Genomic DNA, 20,326 nt, shown 5'->3' with positions numbered 1-20,326 from the left:
CCGAACCGCGGGGGGTCAGGCCTGCGGCGAGATCTCGTCGGCGACGAGCTCCCAGTCCTGCGGGGCGTCGCGGTGGGGGCGTACGGGCACGACCATCACGGGGCTCCTCGCCTCGCGCACGACCGTGCGTGCCAGCGAGCCGAGGTGCGCCGGCTCGAAGGCGTGCGGCCCGTGCCGACCGACGACCACGAGCGAGGCCACCTGCGAGTCGTCGACGAGCACGTCGGTCGGCCACTGGTGCCGCACCTCCACCGTGACCTCGACCGCGGGGTGCCGGACTCGCAGCCCGTCCACGACACCCGTCACGGCCCGCTGCTGCTCGGTGCGCCACTCGGCGGCGACGCGGTCGGTGATGATGTCGTCGTAGACCGCGTCGAGGCGCCACGCGTGGACGACCCTCAGGGGCGCACCCGTTGCCTCGGCCTCGGTGAAGGCCGCCTCGAGCACCGCGAGCGGCACCCCTCCCTCGTGGACGCCGACGACCACCTCTGCGGGGCCGTCCGTCGTGGGCTGCCAGTCCGCGGGCACGGAGACCACCGGGCAGTCGGCGTGCGCCGCCACGGCGTACGCCGTCGAGCCGGCGAAGAGCCGCCGGAGGCCGTGCGGCAGGTGGTGCTGCACCACCACCGCCCGAGCGTCGCGGCCCAGGTCCACGAGGACGTGCGCGGGGGTGCCGGCGACGGCGAGGGTGCGGAAGGGCACCGTCCCGTCCGTGAGCCCGGCGAGCTCGTCGCCGACCTGCTTGATCACCCAGTGCGCCATGTCGGCGGTCTCGGCGAAGGTCAGCAGGGCGCGCGGGGGCGGTCCGGTGAGGGCCGTGCGGAAGGCGTGGACGGCCACCACCTCCGACCTGTCACGTCGCGCGCGGTCGATGGCCCACCGCAGGGCGGCGGTCTCCCGGCCGGGACCGCTGACGCCGACGACGACGGCGTCCTTCGTGGTGGTGTCCATGGTCGTCCTCCTCCTCGGGCGGCGCTCCTGCCCCTGCGTCCAGCGTCGTCCTCGGCGCCGGCGCACGACAGGGCCACAGGTCCCGCCGACGGCAGCGACCGTCCTGCCATGAATGGCCGACGCGGAGCGTGGGTACGACGACGGCATGGAGCCCATCCCCGAGACGCTCGAGGCCCTGGACGAGCTGGACCCCTACCTGGACGACACCCCCCTGGTCGACCAGCTGAGGGCCACCTCCGACCGCGCGCTCGCGGTCGCCCCCGGCCTCGTCGGCGTGAGCATGGCCTCACGCGCCCACGACCTGACCTTCACCGTGGTGGCCACCGACCAGGAGATCGCCGCCCTCGATGCGGTGCAGTACCTCGACTCCGGGCCCTGCGTCGACGCCATCGACCTGGGCCACGGCATCGCCACCTCGCCGGAGGGCCTGCTGAGCGAGTCACGGTGGGGCCAGTTCGCCCGGGCCAGCGCCGCGATGGGCGTGCACAGCACGCTGACCCTGCCGGTGCTGAGCGAGGGGTCCGTCGTCGCGACGGTCAACCTCTACGGCCACGCACCCGACACGTTCGTCGGTCGCCACGCGGCGCTGGCCGAGGTCTTCGGCGCCTGGGCCCCGGGGGCGATCAGCAACGCCGACCTCGACTTCTCCAGCCGCACCCTGGCCGAGCGGGCCCCGGCGCAGCTGCGGGACACGGCGACGATCGACACCGCCACGGGCATCCTCGCCGCCCACCGCGACCTGCCGGTCACCGACGCGCGGGGCGAGCTCGACGACGCCGCGCGCCGCGCGGGGGTGCCGGTCGTGCTGCTCGCGCGGGTGCTCGTGCAGCTGCACCACGAGCGCTGAGAGGCCGCGGCGTCACGCCTCGTGGACGCACTCCCCATCGATCCACGTCGAGCGCACCCGCGCCCGACCGATCTCGTGGGGGTCGAGGAAGGGGTCGGAGTCCAGCACGACCAGGTCCGCCACCGCGCCGGGCCGGACCGTGCCTGCGTCGTCGCGGTGGTTCACCCACGCCGAGCCGCTCGTGTAGGCGGCGAACGCGACCTCGACGGGGATCGCCTGCTCCGGCAGGAACGGCTCGGTGCCCGCCGGCGCCGGCTCGCCGTACGCCGTGCGGTGAACCGCGGTGTGGATCGCCGCGAGCGGGTCGGGGGTGCTCACCGGCCAGTCGCTGCCGGCCACGAGCCGTGCCCCGGCGGCGTGCAGGTCGCCGAACGGGTACTGCCGACCGGCGCGCTCGGGTCCCAGGAACGGGATGGTGAGCTCGGTCATCTGGTCGTCGTAGCAGGCCCACAGCGCCTGGATGTTGGCCGCGACGCCGAGCGCGGCGAAGCGGCGTACGTCGTCGGGGTGGACGAGCTGGAGGTGTGCGATGTGGTGGCGCCGGTCGGGGTGCGTGCCCTCGAAGGCGTCGAGCGCCTCGCGAACGCCGCGGTCACCGAGTCCGTGGACGTGCACCTGGAAGCCGTGGTGGTCGAGCTCGCCGACATAGGACCGCAGGCCCACCGGGTCGACGAAGGAGATCCCGGTGTTGCCGGTGGCGTGCCCGCAACGGTCGAGGTAGGGCTCGACCAGCGCCGCTGTCCCGTTCTCGGCGACGCCGTCCTGCATGACCTTGACCGACGTGGCCGCGAACCTGCCGACCGAGTAGTCCTCGCGCTTCGCGATGAGGTCGGTCACCTGCTCGCGCCCGCGGCTCCGGTCCCACCACAGCGCACCCACGACCGTGCCGGTGAGGTCGCCGTCCGCGGCCGCGCGGGCGTAGGTCGGGCCCACGTCGCGCATGCCGGAGTAGGCGCCGACGATGGCGTCCTGCCAGGCGGTGATCCCCAGGGAGTGGAGGTGGCGCTGGCCCTCGAGGAGCGCGGCCCGGAGCTGGGCGTCGTCGACGGGCGGCAGCACGTGGTCGAGCAGGGCCATCGCCCCCTCGTGCAGCACACCGGTCGGGTGTCCCCCGGCGTCGCGCTCGATGCGACCGTCGGCGGGATCGGGGGTGCGGGCGGTGATGCCGGCGACCTCCAGCGCGCAGGTGTTGACCCACATCCCGTGGTGGTCTCGGTTGGCCAGCGCGACCGGACGGTCGGCCACCACCTCGTCGAGTTGCTGCGCGGTCGGCAGGCCGCCGGGGAACGCCGCCATCGCCCAGCCACCGCCCTGCACCCAGCCGTCGCCGGGACGGGAGCGGGCATGCTCGCCGACGTGGCGCACGTACGCCGTCGCGTCGGCCGGGAGCCCGCTCAGGTCGCACCCGAGCCGCTCCAGCCCACCCTGCACCGGGTGCACGTGGGCATCGGTGAAGCCGGGCAGCAGCAGCCCCCCGTCGACGTCGACGACCCGCGCCCCGGCAGGCACCGTGTCCGCGCCCACGGCCGCGACGCGACCCTCGCGGACCAGGACGTCACCGACCCGCCCGAGGTGGGCGTGGCCGTCGAACACGGCAGCGTTGCGGAAGACCGTGACGACCACGTCGCCTCCTGGGTAGGTCGGAATGGCACTCAGTGTCGCGCACCGGGCGCGGCCGGGAGGTCGAGGCGGAACACCGCCCCCGGCCCGTCGTCCGGTGCCACGCGCACGATGCGACCACCGTGGCGCTCGACGATGGTGCGGCACAGCGAGAGCCCCAGGCCGGTGCCGGTGTAGGACGCCTGGACCTCCTCGCTGCGGTGGAACCGGTCGAAGACGCGCTCGCGGTCCGCCGCCGGGACCCCGATGCCGTGGTCGCGCACCTCGATGACGACCCGGTCGCCCCGGACGTGCGCGTCCACCTCGACCCGGGGCGGCACCCCGGGGCGGGAGTACTTGGCGCAGTTGCCGAGGAGGTTGGCGAAGAGCTGACGCACGGCGCTGCGGTCGGCGTGCACCGCGGGGATGTCGGGCTGCACGACGACCGGCTCGGCGAGCCCGACCAGCTCACTCACCTCGGCCAGCAGCCCGCGGCTCCCGCCGAGGACGACCGCCTCGGGCCGGAGCTGGACACCCTCCGCGGCCGCCTGCGCGAGCAGGTCGTCGATGAGGTCGCTCATGTGGACGACCGAGCGGTCGACGCGGCGAACGGCGTCACGTGCCTCGTCCCGGGCGGTCCCGTCGAGGTCGTGCTCGACGAGCGAGAGCCAGGACCGCATGGTGGTGAGCGGGCCGCGGAGGTCGTGGGCAGCGGTCGCCGCGAACTCCACCAGCGGTCGGAACCCCGAGCGGTGCGCGGTGACCTCCCGCACGACCAGCAGGGTCCCGAGCCGACCGGCGGCGAGCGGCTGGGACGTGACCGCGAGGACCATCTCGCCCCCGTCCGCGAGGGGTACGACGACGTCGCCGGGGCCGAGCTCGGGCCGGCGCCACGCCGACGATCGGACCGGGTGGTCGAGCAGGTCCACCAGCGACGCCAGGGCGCGCTGCTCGTCCCCGGGCACGTGCCGGCGGGCGAGCCGCGCGCTCGCGGCGTTGTGCGTGGTGACCCGGCGCTGGTCGTCGAGGACCAGCAGGCCCTCCCCCATGCTCCCGGTCATCCTGGAGAGCAGCTCGGCCTGGGCGTCCGACACTGCCTGCGCCGCGACGAGCTGCCGGACGAGGTCGTCCACGCGGTCGCGGAGCGTGCCCACGGCGAGGGCCGTCAGGAGGAGGGCCAGCAGGAAGGACTGGGTGCCCATCGCCTCGATGTAGGGGTCGTCGAGGCGGGCGATGGGTCCGTGCCCGTCTGCGGTCAGCACCAGGGCGACCGTCCCGAGCGCGCACGCGTGCAGGGCGGCGGTGAAGGTGGTGAAGCGCGAGGCGCACCACCCGGTCAGGGGGACGAGCAGGAACACCAGGGGAAGCGGCTGGAGGAACATCGCAACGACGGCGGCGGCCGACGTGCCCCACAGCACGGCCAGCTCGGTGCGACCACCGCCGCCGACCCGCTGGTCGGCGTGCCCGCGCCGCCACTCCCAGGCCAGGTGACCGACGCTCCCGATCACGATCGTCCCGGCGACCTGTCGGCCCCAGACCAGCACGGCGTCGACGAGGTCCGGGTCGTCGCCCGCGACCCACAGTGCGAGGGTGAGCAGCAGGGCCCCGACGGCGCAGCCGACCAGCACGGCCCCGATGCCGACGGCGAGCGTGCGGAGGGTGTGGACGCTGTCCCGGTCGCCGGCGCCGATGAGCGTCGGGCACCAGCGGCGCAGCAGTGCCACCACCAGCCAGGTCTGCACCGCCACCCCGGCGCTGCCCAGGATGACGAGGGGCACGTCCGCCCCTGTGACCGCCAGCACGACGCCCAGCAGCACGGCGACCGGCAGCAGGACCCCGACCTGCCGGTCCGGCCGCTCCGCCAGGAGCCAGAGGACTGCCACCCCGGCGGCGGGCCACACGAGGCTGACCGACGAGCCGGGCAGGACGGTGGCCCGGCCCACGAGGACGAGGGCGACGTACGCCACGGCGAACCCGAGCGTGGCCGGCAGGCCGAGCACCCGGACCGACGTCATGGCTCCACGGTAGGGCTGCCGCAGCCCGGCCGGCACGATTGAAGGCAAAACTATCCGGCGCCGCCCCGGACGGGTGCCCGACCTAGGCTGACGCCATGGGTGAGGAGCAGCTGCGCCAGGCGGTCGACGCGGCGATGCTGCCGATCGTGGCCTCCCTCGCCCCGGCAGGAGTGCTGGAGGCGCACTGGTTGCCGGACCGCGGCGGCTCGCCCGTCGTCTGGATCCGCGTCGCGACCGAGGCCGGTCGCGTCGCGGTCGAGTCCTACCCCTGGGTGCTGCCGCAGGTGCAGGTGATCCTCGCTCGGCTGGGGCTGTCGCCGGAGAAGGTGCTGGCCCTGAGGATGGAGGTCACCTCGGTCGAGGCGGAGGACCGGCTCTTCGAGTGAGCCGGGTCCGCCTCGCCGCTAGGAGCTCCGTGCGTCGGTGATCGAGGTGATCCACGACTGGTGCGTGGTGCTGTTCTTGGTGATCGCGAGCAGCTCGTCCATGTGCGGCTCGAGGCCGGTGACCTTGTCGAGCGGCACGCCGATCACCAGCTGGAAGCCCAGCCCCTTCCAGGCACGCACCGCACGACCGGCGAACTCGGAGTCGGCCTTCACGAAGCCCTCGTCGAGGAAGACCGGCGCGAAGCGCGGGCGCGAGCGCATCTCGTCACCGAGGCGGAAGCGCAGCGCCGACCCGACGATGAAGGCCACCAGCTCCTGGCTCTCGCCGCCGCTCTTCTCCCCCAGCGTGCGGTAGGTCGCCCGCAGCTCGCCGGTCAGCGAGTCGTAGCGTTCGGCGCTGACCTCCACGTGACGGCGTACGTCGAGCAGGCGGTCGCGCTCGCTCGCGGTGCCGTCCCCGCCCTGGGCCGGGCGGCGCAGCTGCTCCATGAAGCGGCTGAGCTCGGCGAAACGCTGCTCGAGGTCGGCCTCGTCGGTGTCCGGCGCCGGCCGCGCGGTGAGCGCGCGCAGGTCGCGCAGGAAGACCTGCACGTGCGCCGGGGCGAGGCGTCGCAGCCGGATCCGGAGCCGGTCACCGGCGCCGCCGAACTCCAGGCGGCGCAGGATCGCGTTGATCGGCTCGAGCCGGTCCTCGATGTCCTCGACCGACGCGGCCATCGCGCCCAGCAGCGGCACGAGGTCCTGGCCGCTCCACTCGGTGAGGCGGCGCCGCCACTCCGAGCGACGTCCGGCCAGGCCGGTGCCGCGGATCTCCTCGAGGATGCGCGCGTAGTCACCGTACGACTCCGCCGTGGCACCGAGGTTGGGCGACTCCCACTGGAGCTTGTAGGCGCGGAAGGTCGCGGCGAGCTCGTCGTCGGCGCGGCGCAGCTCCGCCTCGGCGTCACCGACCGCCTCACGCAGCCGCTCGGCCAGGCGCTGGGAGGTCTCGGCGAAGCGGTCGAGGTCGTCGGGGTCGCCCGGTGCCGCCGCGGCGCGGAAGTCCGCGGCGAGCGCGTCGCGCTGCTCCTCGTCCAACGCCAGGGGCGCGGCCGTCTCGAGGCGGTCGTTGACCAGGTCCTCGTCGTCGACCAGGCGTCCGTGCTGCTCGTTGAGCTCGCGCTGGCGCTCCTCGAGCCCGAAACGGACCCGGCGCGTGGACTCCAGCTGCTCGGCGAGCCGCTCGATCTGCTGCTCCAGCACCTGGAGCTCGTCGTCGGCGCCGAGGATCTCGGTGCGCCGGGACTCCAGCTCCGCCAGGCGCCGCTCGCTCGCCTCGACGTCGAGGTCGTCGAAGCGCGCGACCGCCACGGCGTCGTACGCCGAGCGCTGGTGCTCCAGCACCGCGGCACGTCGGTCGAGCTCTGCCACCTCGGCGTCGATGGCGTCGAGGTCGGCGCCGATCGAGGCCAGCTCGGCGTCGAGCTCCTCGATGGCGTCGGCGTTGGAGAACCCGATGATGCTGCGGCCCTCGGTGCGACCGTGGGTGCCGCGACGGCCACTGCGGGTCTGGCCCGCGAGGGTGACACGGAAGCCGCCACCGTCGAGGTCGGAGGCGTCCTCGACGCACAGCGCGTTGCGGGCCTGCTCGGCGACGTGCGCCTGCACCCAGCCCGAGAACGGCGAGTCCTTGAAGAGCAGCTTGCCGGCGATCCGCTCGGGGTCGGCCGGGCCCAGGTCGGGCAGGTCGAGCGGGACGCCCTCGAAGACGAGGCGTCCGCGCAGGTGCAGCCCGTCGATGGCGCGGGAGAAGTGCGAGAGGCGGTCCACCGGCACCAGCAGGGTGCGGGCGCTGGCACCGAGGACGGTCTCGACCGCGGTGCGCCAGCGGCCCTCCTCGGGGGCGAGGTCGAGCAGCTCGGCGACGTAGGGCAGCTCGTCCTCGGAGAGCCCCGACGCGCGCGCCACCTCGGCGCGCAGCTCGTGCATGCGGGAGCCGACGCGCCCCTTCTGGCTCTCCAGCGATCCGCGCTCGCGGCGCAGCTCGGCCTGGCGGTGGCTGAGCGGGTAGCGCCGGTCACGGGCGCCGTCACGCTCGCGCTTGAGCCGCTCCTGCTCGCGCTCCCAACCTGCGAGCCACTGTCGCGCGTGCAGCTGCAGCACCGCGAACGCCTCGGCCGACATCAGCGCCGACTCGATGTCGGGGGCGCTGGCGTCGGCGACGTCGATCAGCGGAAGCAGCCGGTCGGAGAGGACCGTACGCCGGCTCGCCCGGTCCTCGCGGACCACCTTCTCCTGCTCCACGGACAGGGCCAGCGACTGCAGGGTCGACCCGCCCGCGGCGCGGTGGGCCTCCTGCGCGGCCTCGGCGTCCGCCACGAGCGCCCGCTCGGCGGCGGTGGTCGCCGCGAGCGCGTCGGTGGTCGCGGCGCGGTCGGCCCGGTTGGTCGTTACCGCGTGGGAGATCAGGCGCAGGTGTTCCTGGAGCAGCCACGTGCGCAGCGGGGTGTCGCCCGACCGGGTGACGCCGAAGGAGTCGAGCTCGGCGAGCCGCCGCGCGGCCCTGACCTTGCGCTCGTGGATGCCGGTGATGGGCTCGAGGAGCGCGAGCTTGTGCTGCTCGGTGCGCATCGCGGCGTGCGCGGCGTCGAGGTCGTCGAAGTGCTCGATGGCCCGGTCGGCGGCGGCATAGGTCGCCGGGCGCTCGAGCACCATCTCCTTGTAGAGCTCGTCGACGCTGCGGACCTGGTTGCCCGACTGGATGCGGGCCAGCAGCCGCAGCGCCTTCGCGCCGTCGCCGTTGGCACCGATGCCGAGGCGGGCGTGCAGCACGGCGGCGAACTCGGCGTACGTCCGGTGGACCCGCACGCCGGGGAACAGCTTCTTGAGGGTGTTGGCGTGGAAGCGCTCGGCGACCGCGACCTCGAGGGTGTCGAGCGGCAGCGGGCCGTCGTGGGTGACCAGCTGCATCTGGACCTCGCCGGAGCGGGTCGCGCGACGCGGGACGTAGTAGGTGCGGAGCACTGTGAACTGCCCGCCGCGGTCGTTGACGAACGTCATCGCGACCGCGCCCCAGGTGTCGCAGCCGCGCCCGCGCAGCAGCTGCTCCACCGGGCGACCCGTGCGCGGGTCGTCGATGACGTCGACGGCACCGCGCAGGTAGGACAGCAGGTTGCGCTGGCCGATGCTGCGCGCACGGCCCGCGACGGCGTCGTTGGAGGCGCCGTTGAACTTGGTGTCCGACGGCATCATCAGCGCGGTGTAGGCGTCGAGGATGGTGCTCTTGCCGACGCCCGAGGCGCCGGAGATCATCGTGGCGTCACCGCGCATCGGCACCGTGGTGAGCCCGCCGAAGCCGCCCCAGTTGACCAGCTGCAGCAGCGCCGCGCGCCACTGCATGGTGTCGTCGGCCGGCGTGACGACGCTGTGCTCGGCGAAGAGCCCGTCGGGGCCGCTGCCGTCAGGGGTGGAGCCGGGGCCGGAGTCGGGGCCGGAGTCGGGGGTGGCGTCGGGGCGCACCTCGTCGATGCTCATGCCTGCTCCTGTCCCTGCTCGTCGGCAGCCGGGTCGAAGAGGTCGCCCTCCGGCTCGTCCGGTGCCTCGCCGCCGTTGGCGCGACGCAGCGCCTCGAGCAGCTCGTGGAGCAGCTCGAGCGGCAGCAGCGGCTCGACGGCCTCGCTGATCTCGAAGCGGTCGTCGCCGGGGGCGCCAATGAGCAGACCGGCCTTCACGATGCTGGTCACCGCGTTGCGGGCACGCTTCTCGTCGCCCGCCTCGTCGGTGGCGTGGGCCGGACGGAAGCTCTCGATGTAGTCGACCACGTCGTCGCGGTCGACGTACACCCGGGCGTCGCCGCCGGCGAGCCCGGCACGGAGCCGGTCGCGCAGGTGCACGAGCACCAGTGTCTCCTCGCGCGACCACGCCACGTCGTGGAGCAGGGTCGGGAAGCGGCCACCGGTCTCGGAGGTCGCCTGGCGCTTCCACGCGACCTCGCGGGACCGGTCGACGAGGAGGTCGAGGAACAGGTCGTTGAGGCGCCCGCGGATGACCCGCTCGTGCTCGACGAGCACGCGCCAGTCGCGCGGGTGGGTCCGGGCGCTGATGAAGCGCTGCTTGAGCAGCGTGACGAGCGCGTGCCGCTGGCCGTGCTCGAGCCCGCCCTCGTCGCCCTCCCACAGGGAGACGGAGGCGAGGTCGAGGTCGGCGTCCTCGCTCTCGAGGTGGATGTCGGTCTCGAGATCGGTGTCCACGCTCATGCGCGGGCCTCCTGGTCGTGGGTGTCGAGGTCGGGGTCCGGCAGCGGCACCCGCGGGACCGCGAACGTACGGCGGGTGCCGTCGTGGCGTACCGCGACATAGGTCTCGGCCGGGGTGTCCGTCGTGTCGTGGCTGTCGGGCCCGCGCGCCAGGTCGGCGGCGAGGTGGAGCAGGCCGAAGATCTCGACCGGCCGCTGGAGCGACGGCTCGAGCCGGTCGAAGAGCTCGCCGAGCGAGCGCGCCGGCGAGAGGTCCGACCGGGCGGCCTCGAGCCGGTCGCGCAGCGAGTCCAGCTGCGGGCCGCCGTGGGCGATCAGCTCGTCGAGCGACACCGGCGGCGCGTCGGCGGGGTCGGCGGTCCGGATCGGGTCGGGCAGCACGTCGTCGGCGGGGTCGTGGAAGCGCTCGCGCAGGTGGTCCACGGACGCTCGCGCGGGGAGCAGCGGCACCGCGTGCACGGCACGGGGGCCGGTGGTCGCCATCCAGGTCATCAGCTCCGACTCGACCTGGCGCAGCGTCTGCTCGAGCTCGCGGTCGCGCACGGCGTCGTGGGAGACGATGTACTCCTTCAGCGTCGCGGTCACCCGCGAGCGCTGCGACAGCACCCGGTCGAGGCCCTCGCGGACCAGGCTCACCGTGCCGCGCAGCTCGGCGCGGTCGGCGTCGCTGAGGAGCCGGTCGGCGAGCGGGTGCTCGAGCAGGGCGGTGAGGTCCTCGCGCAGCTGGGTCACCATCGCGTCGTCGCGCAGCAGCGCGAACGCGCCCTCGAAGGCGCGGCCCTCGTGGGTGGCGGTCATCAGCGCGTCGGCGCGGGCGAGGTAGGCGTCGATGACCTCGCCGGCCGGGCGGTCCTCGGCCCGGAAGGCGGCCAGGATCTCGCCGCGGATGGCCCCGAACCGCTCCTCGACGCGGGCGAAGTCGCTGGGGAGGGCGGAGATGAGCGAGAGCAGCTCGGTGAAGCCCTCGTGCATGTAGTCCTCGGTGGCCCCGAGCATCTCGTCGCCGTCGACGAGCCGGTCGCGCTCGGCCCGCAGCCGCGCGATCTCCTCGTTGAGGATCGTCACCCGGGTCGTGCGGTCGGGGTTGGCCTCGGAGTTGAAGCGGCGCACCGTGCCCAGGATCGTGGTGATGCGGTGCTCGCTGAGGGTGGCGCGGTCGCGGCTGAGGTTCTTCACCAGCTCGAGGGCCTGCTGCGCGTGCGAGGTGAGGGTGTAGACCTCGTGGCCCTGCTCGTCGAGCGAGCGCACCAGCCACTGGCCGCGCATCCATCGCTGGCAGATCTCACGGCCGCTGCCGCTGGGCAGGTCGGTCTCGCCGGACTCGCGGATCCCGGCGAGGTGCTCCTCGACCTGGGTGTGCAGCCGCGCCGTGGGGATGGGTCGGTTGTTGCGACCGAAGGCGGCCCGGAAGATCGTGATGACCACGGGGGCCTGCCGCTGGTGGAGCAGGGTCAGCGTCGGCTGGGCGAAGGCGCCCTTGACCCGCGCGAGCTCGACCGCGATCTCGCTCACCTGCTCACCTCCACTGCGCTCGTACGGACCTGTCCTGCGACGCGACAGCATCCCAGAGCCGCCGTACGCCGACGGGAAGCGGGGGCCGCACGCGTCGTGCACGGTGGGGTTCACCCTCGAAGCTGGAGCCTTGCCCCCGAAGCTTCGGGGTGGAGGCTCCAGTTTCCCCGGGTACCCGGGGAACGCGACCGACAGCGCCGACGGACAGCGACCCCTCAACGCCGCCGGATCCGGATCGGCCCCTTCGCCGTCGAGGGGTCCACCACGTGCCCGGCCTGGGTGATCTCCACCTCGCCGCGCTCGACGAGCCGACGTGCCGCGCGCCGGGCCGGCTCCATGAGGTCGCGCCAGGTGTCCTCGTCACCGACCAGCCGGGCGGCGTCGGAGGGGCAGATCGTGGCCGAGCGGGCGCGCTGGGCGAGCAGGTCGGTGATCGCGGCCTCGAGCCGGCGGTCGACCTCGCTCACCCCGCGCTTGCGGCAGGAGGTTGAGCAGTAGCGCACCTGGTCCCAGTCGCGCTCCCACTTCTTGCGCCACTCGATGGTGCGCCCGCAGGACTGGCAGGTCTTGGGCTCGGGCGTCATGCGTCCAGTGTGCCGCCCGGCACCGAGGGGCGTACGACGCGTGTGACCTCACCCTCACCTCACCGGTCCGCGGCATAGCGGGCGGCCGTGGTCGGTTGGGAAGGAGACAGACCACGAGAAGCAACGAAAGGCATGAGCATGCGCGCACTCGTCCAGCCCCGTTTCGGAGACCCGTCCGAGGTCCTCTCGGTGACCGAGGTCCCCGACCCCCGGCCCGGTCCCGGACAGGTGCTCGTGCGCGTGCTCCTCTCCCCCATCCACAACCACGACCTGTGGACCGTGCGCGGCAGCTACGGCTTCAAGCCCGAGATGCCGGCGCGCGCCGGGACCGAGGCCGTCGGGGTCGTCGAGGCGCTCGGTGAGGGCGTCGAGGGCCTCGAGGTCGGCCAGCGCGTCGCCACCGGCGGCACCTTCGGCGCCTGGGCCGAGCTCATCGTGGCTCCGGCCGCGGGCCTGGTCCCCGTGCCCGAGGGCGTCTCGGACGAGGCCGCGTCCCAGCTGGTCTCGATGCCGTTCAGCGCCATCGCGCTGCTCGACTTCCTCGAGCTCTCCGAGGGCGACTGGTTCGTCCAGAACGCCGCCAACGGCGCGGTCGGTCGCCTGCTCGCCCAGCTGGCGGAGGCCCGCGGCGTGCACGTGCTCGGACTCGTACGCCGTGCCGACGGCGTCGAGGAGCTGCGCGAGCAGGGCATCGGCCACGTCGTGGCCACCGACGACGACGGCTGGCGCGACCGGGTCCGCGAGATCGTCGGCGACGCACCCCTCGTGGCGGGCGTCGACTCGGTCGGCGGGTCCGCGGCGGGCGACGTCGTGTCCCTCCTGGCCGACGACGGCGTGCTCGTGGTCTTCGGCGCGATGGCCTCCCCCACGCTGGAGATCGGCTCGGGTGACGTGATCTTCAAGCAGGCCGTGATCAAGGGATTCTGGGGCAGCAAGGTCTTCGGCGCGATGTCGGCGGACAAGCGGGCCGCCCTCATGGGCGAGCTGGTCCGCGGCATCGCCTCCGGGACGCTGACCCTCCCGGTGGAGAAGGTCTACGCGCTGGAGGACATCGCCGACGCCGCCCGCGCGAACGGTGCGCCCGGTCGCCGCGGCAAGGTCCTGCTGCGCCCCTGAGCCGGCTCCCGGTCGCGGGACGCCGCACGATCAGCGGACGACCGCGACCGGGCACTGGGCGCGGTGCAGCACCGCCTGGCTGACCGACCCGAGCAGCAGGCCGCGGAAGTAGCCCCGGCCGCGCGAGCCGACCACGACGAGCGAGGCGTGGGCCGAGGCGTCCACCAGGCACTTCTCCGGGGTCACCGCGATCGCCTCGTGCTCGATGCGTACGTCGGGGTGCTCGGTGCGCATGCCGGCCAGGCTCTCGGCGAGGAGCAGCTCGTGCTCCCGGATCTCGATCATCCGCGGCTCGGAGCTGTAGACGTCGGCAGGAGCGACGTGGTCCCGCCACCCGTGGACGGCCACGACGGTCTCGCCCGTCTCCTCGGCACGGCGTACGGCGAAGTCGAGCGCTGCCATGCTCGTCACCGAGCCGTCGATGCCGACGACGATCCGCCGCGACGTGGCGTCGTGGGGCTCGCGCACCACGACGACCGGGCAGGCCGCGTGGCGAGCGAGGTGCTGGCTCACCGAGCCCATCAGGGCCTCGCCGGCGGCACTGTGGCCGCGGCTGCCCACCACGAGCACGGACGCGTGGTCCGCGGCGTGGAGCATCACGTCGACCACGTTGCCCGAGCGCTCCTGGGTCGTGACGTCGGTGACGCCGAGGTCGGCGAGCTCCTTCTCCGCCTCGCCCAGCAGCTCGGAGCAGTCGCGGACGTAGGTCTCGGTCACCACGATCGACCCGCCGACACCGCCCCACGTGGGCGAGAGGAGCTCGTTGACCGCGAGCACGCGGACCGGGGCGCCGGTGCGCAGCGACTCCTCCGCCACCCACCTCAGCGCGAGCTTGGCGTCGTGCGAACCGTCGTAGGCCACCACCAGGGGCAATGTCGTCCTCATGGCTCCAGCCTCGCGGCGGCCGGCGACGACCGTCAGGGGCCTAGGTCCCTGACCGGCGGGACCAAGGGTCCCTCCGTAGGGTGGCGCCATGGCGCGCCCCCTGACAGTCAGCGACAGCACGGTCGTCCCGGCGAGCGCGGAGGCGATCTACGCCCGGGTGGCGGACCCGTCGCAGATGCCGCGGTGGAGCCCGGAGAACATCGCCGGCGAGGTGCCCGCGCCCGGCACGCCCCTCACCGTCGGCGACACCTTCGTCGGCACCAACCGGCGCGGCCCGGCGCGCTGGTCGACCCGTTGCGTCGTGACGGCGGCCGAGCCGGGTCGCGAGTTCGCGTTCAAGGTCCGCGGGATCGGCCTGCGGAACCCGCGGGTGCGGAGCCGGATCGCCACGTGGAGCTACACCTTCGAGCCCGTCGCCGACGGAACACGGGTCACCGAGACCTGGACCGACGACCGGCGGTGGCCCGACGCGGTGGCGGCCGCCTTCGACAAGGTCGCGACCCGGGGCCACCACTTCCACCAGTTCCAGCGGCGCAACATCGCCACCACGCTGAAGAGGCTGAAGGCCGACTTCGAGGCCTGAGCCCCGGTCGCGCCCGGCTCAGTCGACCTGCATCTCGCCCAGCTCGGACCAGTCGTCCTGGTCCACGCTCTGGCTGACGATCCGCGGGGTCGCGGCGAGGTACGGCGGCAGCTCGTCCTGCGCGGCCCTGAAGTGTGCGGACCCGACGTGCGCGGCGCCGGCGTCGCCGTCGCGGAAGGCCTCCACGAGGACGTACTCGTTCGGGTCGTCGAGGCTGCGCGACCAGTCGAACCACAGGCACCCCTGCTCCGCACGGGTGGCCTCGGTGAAGGGCCGGGAGATCTCGGGCCACGCCTCGGCGTGCTCGGGACGGACGGCGAACTTGGCGGTGATGAAGATCAAGACGACTCCTGGCGTACGGCACGACTCGGACGGTTCCCAACGTACTCACGCCCCAACGGAGGTGACCGGTCCGGCGTGCCGCACCTAGCGTCGAGGGACGGGCGCACCCCTGCGCCCGAACAGACCCCGGGAGACACATGCCGAACAAGCGCCCCAGCACGACGACGGACCAGAGGGGCAGCGGCGACGAGCTCCACCAGGGCGTGAAGCGCGGAGAGCGCATGACGACCGCGACCGGCACGCCCCTGGGCGACGGGCAGAACTCGCTCAAGGTCGGCGACCGCGGGCCGACTCTGCTCGAGGACTTCGCCTTCCGCGACAAGATGTTCCACTTCGACCACGAGCGCATCCCGGAGCGGGTCGTGCACGCCCGCGGCTACAGCGCCCACGCGACGCTCGAGTGCCTCGACGCGATCCCCGACCTCACCCGGGCGGCGCCGTTCGCGAAGAAGGGCAAGAAGACCGAAGCGTTCGTCCGGTTCTCCACCGTCGCCGGCAACCTCGGCTCCCCCGACCTGGCGCGCGACGTGCGGGGCTTCGCGGTGAAGATGTACACCGAGGACGGCAACTGGGACATCGTCGGCAACAACGTCCCGGTCTTCTTCATCCAGGACGCGATGAAGTTCCCCGACCTCGTCCACGCGGTCAAGGAGGAGCAGGACCGCGGCTGGCCCCAGGCCGCCTCGGCCCACGACACCTTCTGGGACTTCGTGTCGCTGATGCCGGAGTCGACGCACATGCTGCTGTGGGCGATGAGCGACCGCGCGATCCCGCGCTCGTTCCGCTTCATGGAGGGCTTCGGCGTCCACACCTACCGCTTCGTCAACGCCGAGGGCGACTCGACCTTCGTGAAGTTCCACTGGAAGCCGCGCCAGGGCATGCAGTCGGTGGTGTGGAACGAGGCACTCAAGATCAACGGCGCCGACCCCGACTTCCACCGTCGTGACCTCCACGCTGCGATCGAGAGCGGCGACCTGCCGCAGTGGGACCTCGGTGTCCAGATCTTCGACGAGGCCTTCGCCGAGGAGTTCGACTTCGACGTCCTCGACGCGACCAAGATCATCCCCGAGGAGGTGCTGCCGGTGCGCGTCATCGCGCGGCTCACCCTCGACCGCAACGTCGTCAACATGTTCGCCGAGAACGAGCAGGTCGCCTTCGGCACCCACAACGTGATCCCGGGCATCGACTTCAGCAACGACCCGCTGCTCCAGGGCCGCAACTTCTCCTACCTCGACACCCAGCTCAAGCGCCTGGGCAGCACCAACTTCACCCAGCTGCCGGTCAACGCCCCGCGCTGCCCGGTGGCGCACTTCCAGCGCGACGGCCACATGCAGACCTCCCTGCAGGAGGGGCGCGGCAACTACGAGCCCAACTCGCTGGCCGGCGACGACCGCGGACCGCGCGCCGACGTGGTCCAGGGCTACCAGAGCGTCATGCGCCAGGAGGCCGGGCCGACCCGCCGACTGCGCGCGGAGTCGTTCGCCGACCACTACAGCCAGGCGCGCCAGTTCTTCCTGAGCCAGACCGAGGTGGAGCGCGAGCACATCGTGGCCGCCTTCGCCTTCGAGCTCGGCAAGGTCGAGGACCCGAAGATCCGCACCCGGATGCTGGGCAACCTCCGCAACGTCCACGAGGACCTCGCCGGGGCGGTCGCCGACACGCTCGCGATGCCGCTCCCCGAGGCGGCAGAGGCCGCGGTGCCGACGCGCACCGACCTGCCGGAGTCGCCCGCGCTGAGCATCCTGCTCAACGGACCGGAGTCCTTCGCCGGTCGCAAGCTCGGCGTGCTGGTGACCGACGGCAGCGACAAGGCGGTGGTGAAGGCGGTCGCCTCGGCGTTCGAGGACGCCGGCGCGGTCGTCGAGTACGTCGCCCCGGCGATCGGCCCGGTGAAGCTCAAGGGCGGCGGCACGCTGACGCCGGACCACGCGATCGACGGCGGCCCGTCGGTGCTCTTCGACGCGGTGGCCCTGCTGCCGTCGTCCGAGGGTGCCGACGCACTGGCCCGCCGTGCCAGCGCGAAGGACTTCGTCAGCGACGCCTTCGCCCACCACAAGCTGGTCGGGCTCGGCGCCGGCGCCACGGCGCTGCTCACGGCAGCGGGCGTGGAGCCGGACGAGGGCTTCCTCGACCTCGCCTCCGCCGACGACGCGGCCGTCTTCGTCACCCGCTGTGCCTCGTTGAGGCACTGGGACCGCGACGTCCGTGCCTGAGCCGGGCCCGGTGCCGCTCGGCTCCCCGACCGGGGCCGAGCGGGACGAGCTCACCGAGGCTGCCGCCGGGGCAGCGGGGGCGGCGGGCGACGTGACCGCCGCCCTCGCCCTCGCCGGTGACCTGGGCGCGCGCTTGCCCACACCCGGCACCGGGCGCACCGCGCACGTGTGGTCGGCGCTGGCGAGCGTCGCGGCGGCCGACCTGACCGTCGCGCGCACCCTCGAGCCGCACCTCGACGCACTCGCGATCCTCGACCAGGCGTGCGAGACCGCGCCGCCCGGCACCTGGGGCGTCTTCGCGGCCGAGGGCCCCGGCGAGCCGCTGCGCGCCGAGCCCGACGGGACGGCGTACGTCCTCACCGGGCGCAAGCACTGGTGCTCGCTCGGGGGCGTGCTGGACCACGCGCTGGTCAGCGCGTGGGTGGGTGAGGAGCGCCAGCTCTTCGCCGTCGACCTCACGCAGGACGCGGTCACCCCCGTGCCCGGCAAGTGGGTCGCCCGTGGCCTCGTCGCTGTCGACTCGGGTCCCCTGGACTTCTCCGGCGCCGCGGCCCGGGCGGTCGGGGCACCGGGGTGGTACCTCGAGCGGCCGGGCTTCGCCTGGGGTGGCATCGGAGTGGCCGCCGTGTGGTTCGGCGGTGCCGTCGGGATCGCGCGTCGAATGCTCTCTGCCTCCGCGAGCCGGCCGCCCGACCAGGTGGCGCTCATGCACCTCGGTGCCGTCGATGCCCAGCTGCACGCGGCGCGCTGCGTGCTCGAGAATGCGGCCCACGCCGTCGACGCGGGGACGCTCGGCGGCGCGGACGGTTGGCGTGCCGCCCTGCGGGTGCGCGAGGTCGTGGCGCTCGCCGCTGAGGACGTGCTCCGCCGCGCCGCCCACGGGCTCGGGCCGGGACCGCTCGCCACCGACGACGAGCACGCCCGGCGCGTGGCCGACCTCGAGCTCTACCTGCGCCAGTGGCACGCCGAGCGTGACCAGGCCGCCCTCGGCGAGGCGCTCCTGCGGTCGGAGCCGTCCGGGTGGTGAGCGAGCCCGCCTTCCGCCACGACCGGGCCGGCACGCCCGCCGCCGCGTGGACGCCGTCGATCGAGGCCCTCCCGGCCCTGCACCTCCCGGACTCGCGTGCCCGTCTGGTCGTCGTCGGCGCTCACCCCGACGACGAGACCCTCGGAGCGGCCGGCCTGGTCCGCGCGGCCGCACGCGCCGGGTGGGAGGTCACCGTCGTGACGGCCACCGCGGGCGAGGGGTCGCACCCCGACTCCCCCACGCACCCGCCCGCCCGGCTCGCCGACCTACGCCGCCGCGAGCTTCGCGAGGCGATCGCCGGCCTCGCCCCCGACGCGACAGTGGCGTGCCTCGACCTCCCCGACGGCGACGTCGCCGCACACACGGACGCGCTGGTGGCAGCGCTGGTGGAGGAGGTCGGCACCCGGGGCGACGAGGTGGTGCTCTGCGCCCCGTGGCGCGGCGACGGCCACCCCGACCACGAGGCGGTCGGTCGTGCGGCCGCGGTCGCCGCCGTACGCACCGATGCGCTGCTGGTCGAGTACCCCGTCTGGCTCTGGCACTGGGGCTCCCCCGACGACGTGCCGTGGGACCGTGCCGCCCGGCTGGAGCTCGACGAGGCTGGTCGCGCCGCCAAGCGCACAGCCGTCGCCGCGCACGCCAGCCAGGTGCGGCCGCTGTCCCCGGCACCCGGCGACGAGGTGCTGCTGGGGCCGGACCTGCTGGCGCACTTCGACCGCGACGGGGAGGTGTTCCTGCTGCTCGACGAGCCGGTCGAGGACGACGCCCTGGACCAGGTCCACCGCGACCGCCCGGACCCGTGGCAGGTGGAGTCCGCCTACGAGCGGCGCAAGCGGGCGCTGACGCTGGCCAGCCTGCCGCGCGAGCGCTACCGCAGCGCCCTCGAGGTCGGCTGCTCGGTCGGGGCGCTGGCCGTCGACCTGGCCGACCGCTGCGACCGGGTGCTGGCCATCGACGACAGCGAGGCCGCGATCGACCTCGCACGTCGGCGTACGGCCGGGTTCGCTCACCTCGAGGTCCACCGGGCACGGGTGCCCGAGCAGTGGCCCGAGGGCCGGCACGACCTCGTCTCGATCTCCGAGGTCGGCTACTTCCTCAGTCCGCGACAGCTCGACGAGGTGGTCGGGCTCGCCCTCTCGACCATGTCGGAGGACGGGCACCTCGTGCTGTGCCACTGGCGCCACCAGCCCGCCGGGTGGCCGCTGGCCGGTCCCGCGGTCCACGACGCCTTCCTCGCCACCGGTGCGCCCGTGCTGGTCGAGCACCACGAGCGCGACTTCGACCTGCTGGTGCTCGGGCGGCCCTCGTGAGAACGCCGTCGGCGGTCGCCGTCGTCATCCCCGCGCGCGACGAGGAGGCGCTGCTCCCCGCCTGCCTCGAGTCCGTACGCGTCGCCCGCGAGGTGCTGCGCGCCCAGCACCCGACCGTGCGCACCGAGGTGTTCGTCGTGCTCGACGTGTGCCGCGACGACACCGCCGGCGTGGTGGCCCGACACGGCGTCCGAGCGGTCACGAGCCGCGCCGGCAACGTCGGCGCTGCGCGTGCGCTCGGGGTCGAGACGGCCGCCGACTGGGCCGGGGACCGCAGCAGGCTCTGGATCGCCAGCACGGACGCCGACAGCGTGGTGCCGCCGCACTGGTTGCTCACGCAGGTGCGCCTGGCCGCGGAGGGGCACGACCTCGTGGTGGGGACGGTCAGCCCACGCCCGGTCGACCTGTCCCCCGACGTGCTGGCCGCCTGGCACGCCCGCCACACGCTCTCCGACGGGCACGAGCACGTCCACGGTGCCAACCTCGGCTTCTCCCTCGAGGCCTACCACCACGTCGGCGGGTTCGCCCCGCTCCCGGTCCACGAGGACGTCGAGCTCGTCGAGGCGATGCGACGCGCCTCGCTCGACTGGGTCGCCACGGGTGCCATCGACGTGTCGACGTCGGGACGGCGTACGGTCCGGGCGCCGCTCGGCTTCGCCTCCTACCTCGAGGGCCTCGGCGCCTGATCGCGGCTGCGCCCGGGCCGTCTAGGCTGGCGCCGA

At 73.9% G+C, this 20,326-nt stretch carries 17 protein-coding genes; 8 read left to right on the top strand and 9 right to left on the bottom strand.

Features of this window, described 5'->3' with window-relative positions:
• Nucleotides 1-15: 15 nt before the first annotated feature.
• A complete protein-coding gene (locus tag IRX98_RS16555) occupies nt 16-951 on the bottom strand; it encodes a universal stress protein (protein WP_224278648.1) in 936 nt (311 codons plus the stop codon).
• Between the two features lie 112 nt (nt 952-1,063).
• Between IRX98_RS16555 and IRX98_RS16550 the strand changes: the two genes are divergently transcribed.
• Nucleotides 1,064-1,798 carry an ANTAR domain-containing protein gene (locus IRX98_RS16550; RefSeq protein WP_224278646.1) on the top strand — a complete coding sequence of 245 codons (735 nt, stop codon included), beginning with the start codon at nt 1,064-1,066 and terminating at the stop codon, nt 1,796-1,798.
• 12 nt (nt 1,799-1,810) lie between these two features.
• Here the strand turns inward: IRX98_RS16550 and IRX98_RS16545 are convergent, their stop codons facing one another.
• Both IRX98_RS16545 and IRX98_RS16540 read right to left on the bottom strand, forming a co-directional pair.
• Nucleotides 1,811-3,421: an amidohydrolase gene (locus IRX98_RS16545; RefSeq protein ID WP_224278644.1), complete on the bottom strand. Its 1,611-nt coding sequence runs from the start codon at nt 3,419-3,421 to the stop codon at nt 1,811-1,813.
• Between the two features lie 29 nt (nt 3,422-3,450).
• Nucleotides 3,451-5,412: a sensor histidine kinase gene (locus IRX98_RS16540; RefSeq protein WP_224278642.1), complete on the bottom strand. Its 1,962-nt coding sequence runs from the start codon at nt 5,410-5,412 to the stop codon at nt 3,451-3,453.
• 95 nt (nt 5,413-5,507) lie between these two features.
• On the opposite strand from IRX98_RS16540, the gene IRX98_RS16535 reads away from it, so the two are divergent.
• Nucleotides 5,508-5,798: a hypothetical protein gene (locus IRX98_RS16535; RefSeq protein ID WP_224278639.1), complete on the top strand. Its 291-nt coding sequence runs from the start codon at nt 5,508-5,510 to the stop codon at nt 5,796-5,798.
• 18 nt (nt 5,799-5,816) lie between these two features.
• Here IRX98_RS16535 and IRX98_RS16530 read toward each other — a convergent pair whose 3' ends face one another.
• The 4 genes from IRX98_RS16530 to IRX98_RS16515 form a co-directional block, all read right to left on the bottom strand.
• Nucleotides 5,817-9,311: an ATP-binding protein gene (locus IRX98_RS16530; protein WP_224278637.1), complete on the bottom strand. Its 3,495-nt coding sequence runs from the start codon at nt 9,309-9,311 to the stop codon at nt 5,817-5,819.
• Nucleotides 9,308-10,033: a DUF4194 domain-containing protein gene (locus tag IRX98_RS16525; protein ID WP_224278635.1), complete on the bottom strand. Its 726-nt coding sequence runs from the start codon at nt 10,031-10,033 to the stop codon at nt 9,308-9,310. The genes IRX98_RS16530 and IRX98_RS16525 overlap by 4 nt, the downstream gene beginning before the upstream one ends.
• Nucleotides 10,030-11,544 (bottom strand): DUF3375 domain-containing protein, encoded by a 1,515-nt coding sequence (locus tag IRX98_RS16520; protein WP_224278634.1) that lies wholly within the window; start codon nt 11,542-11,544, stop codon nt 10,030-10,032. The genes IRX98_RS16525 and IRX98_RS16520 overlap by 4 nt, the downstream gene beginning before the upstream one ends.
• Nucleotides 11,545-11,759: 215 nt before the next feature.
• On the bottom strand, nt 11,760-12,128 hold the full coding sequence (locus IRX98_RS16515; RefSeq protein WP_224278633.1) for a DUF2256 and DUF3253 domain-containing protein: 369 nt from the start codon (nt 12,126-12,128) through the stop codon (nt 11,760-11,762).
• 132 nt (nt 12,129-12,260) lie between these two features.
• Between IRX98_RS16515 and IRX98_RS16510 the strand changes: the two genes are divergently transcribed.
• Nucleotides 12,261-13,244 carry a zinc-binding dehydrogenase gene (locus IRX98_RS16510; RefSeq protein WP_224278632.1) on the top strand — a complete coding sequence of 328 codons (984 nt, stop codon included), beginning with the start codon at nt 12,261-12,263 and terminating at the stop codon, nt 13,242-13,244.
• A gap of 30 nt (nt 13,245-13,274) precedes the next feature.
• Here the strand turns inward: IRX98_RS16510 and IRX98_RS16505 are convergent, their stop codons facing one another.
• Nucleotides 13,275-14,129 carry a universal stress protein gene (locus IRX98_RS16505; RefSeq protein ID WP_224278631.1) on the bottom strand — a complete coding sequence of 285 codons (855 nt, stop codon included), beginning with the start codon at nt 14,127-14,129 and terminating at the stop codon, nt 13,275-13,277.
• Between the two features lie 88 nt (nt 14,130-14,217).
• Here IRX98_RS16505 and IRX98_RS16500 point away from each other — a divergent pair, with 88 nt between their 5' ends.
• A complete protein-coding gene (locus tag IRX98_RS16500) occupies nt 14,218-14,712 on the top strand; it encodes an SRPBCC family protein (protein ID WP_224278630.1) in 495 nt (164 codons plus the stop codon).
• A gap of 18 nt (nt 14,713-14,730) precedes the next feature.
• Here IRX98_RS16500 and IRX98_RS16495 read toward each other — a convergent pair whose 3' ends face one another.
• The gene (locus tag IRX98_RS16495; RefSeq protein WP_224278629.1) at nt 14,731-15,054 is read right to left on the bottom strand and encodes a putative quinol monooxygenase; all 324 of its coding nucleotides are present in this window, start codon (nt 15,052-15,054) and stop codon (nt 14,731-14,733) included.
• 137 nt (nt 15,055-15,191) lie between these two features.
• Between IRX98_RS16495 and IRX98_RS16490 the strand changes: the two genes are divergently transcribed.
• From IRX98_RS16490 to IRX98_RS16475, 4 genes are read left to right on the top strand one after another with little or no spacing between them, the layout of a single operon-like run.
• Nucleotides 15,192-17,267: a catalase gene (locus tag IRX98_RS16490; RefSeq protein ID WP_308045248.1), complete on the top strand. Its 2,076-nt coding sequence runs from the start codon at nt 15,192-15,194 to the stop codon at nt 17,265-17,267.
• Nucleotides 17,260-18,294, top strand: a complete 1,035-nt coding sequence (locus IRX98_RS16485; protein WP_224278627.1) for an acyl-CoA dehydrogenase family protein — start codon at nt 17,260-17,262, stop codon at nt 18,292-18,294. Before IRX98_RS16490 ends, IRX98_RS16485 begins: the two co-directional genes overlap by 8 nt.
• The gene (locus IRX98_RS16480) at nt 18,291-19,604 is read left to right on the top strand and encodes a bifunctional PIG-L family deacetylase/class I SAM-dependent methyltransferase (RefSeq protein ID WP_224278625.1); all 1,314 of its coding nucleotides are present in this window, start codon (nt 18,291-18,293) and stop codon (nt 19,602-19,604) included. The genes IRX98_RS16485 and IRX98_RS16480 overlap by 4 nt, the downstream gene beginning before the upstream one ends.
• Nucleotides 19,601-20,290, top strand: a complete 690-nt coding sequence (locus IRX98_RS16475) for a glycosyltransferase family 2 protein (protein WP_224278623.1) — start codon at nt 19,601-19,603, stop codon at nt 20,288-20,290. The genes IRX98_RS16480 and IRX98_RS16475 overlap by 4 nt, the downstream gene beginning before the upstream one ends.
• The last annotated feature ends 36 nt before the right edge of the window (nt 20,291-20,326 follow it).

Source organism: Nocardioides lacusdianchii (assembly GCF_020102855.1).
GTDB classification, from domain to species: Bacteria; Actinomycetota; Actinomycetes; order Propionibacteriales; family Nocardioidaceae; genus Nocardioides; species Nocardioides lacusdianchii.
The sequence above is the reverse complement of the archived record's forward strand: the minus strand, read 5'-3'. Positions and strand labels throughout refer to the sequence as shown.

Coding starts and splice junctions, on each gene's coding strand:
- IRX98_RS16555 (WP_224278648.1), bottom strand. CDS start 951: ATGGACACCACCACGAAGGACGCCGTCGTCGTCGGCGTCAGCGGTCCC.
- IRX98_RS16550 (WP_224278646.1), top strand. CDS start 1,064: ATGGCCGACGCGGAGCGTGGGTACGACGACGGCATGGAGCCCATCCCC.
- IRX98_RS16540 (WP_224278642.1), bottom strand. CDS start 5,412: ATGACGTCGGTCCGGGTGCTCGGCCTGCCGGCCACGCTCGGGTTCGCC.
- IRX98_RS16535 (WP_224278639.1), top strand. CDS start 5,508: ATGGGTGAGGAGCAGCTGCGCCAGGCGGTCGACGCGGCGATGCTGCCG.
- IRX98_RS16530 (WP_224278637.1), bottom strand. CDS start 9,311: ATGAGCATCGACGAGGTGCGCCCCGACGCCACCCCCGACTCCGGCCCC.
- IRX98_RS16525 (WP_224278635.1), bottom strand. CDS start 10,033: ATGAGCGTGGACACCGATCTCGAGACCGACATCCACCTCGAGAGCGAG.
- IRX98_RS16515 (WP_224278633.1), bottom strand. CDS start 12,128: ATGACGCCCGAGCCCAAGACCTGCCAGTCCTGCGGGCGCACCATCGAG.
- IRX98_RS16510 (WP_224278632.1), top strand. CDS start 12,261: ATGAGCATGCGCGCACTCGTCCAGCCCCGTTTCGGAGACCCGTCCGAG.
- IRX98_RS16505 (WP_224278631.1), bottom strand. CDS start 14,129: ATGAGGACGACATTGCCCCTGGTGGTGGCCTACGACGGTTCGCACGAC.
- IRX98_RS16500 (WP_224278630.1), top strand. CDS start 14,218: ATGGCGCGCCCCCTGACAGTCAGCGACAGCACGGTCGTCCCGGCGAGC.
- IRX98_RS16490 (WP_308045248.1), top strand. CDS start 15,192: ATGCCGAACAAGCGCCCCAGCACGACGACGGACCAGAGGGGCAGCGGC.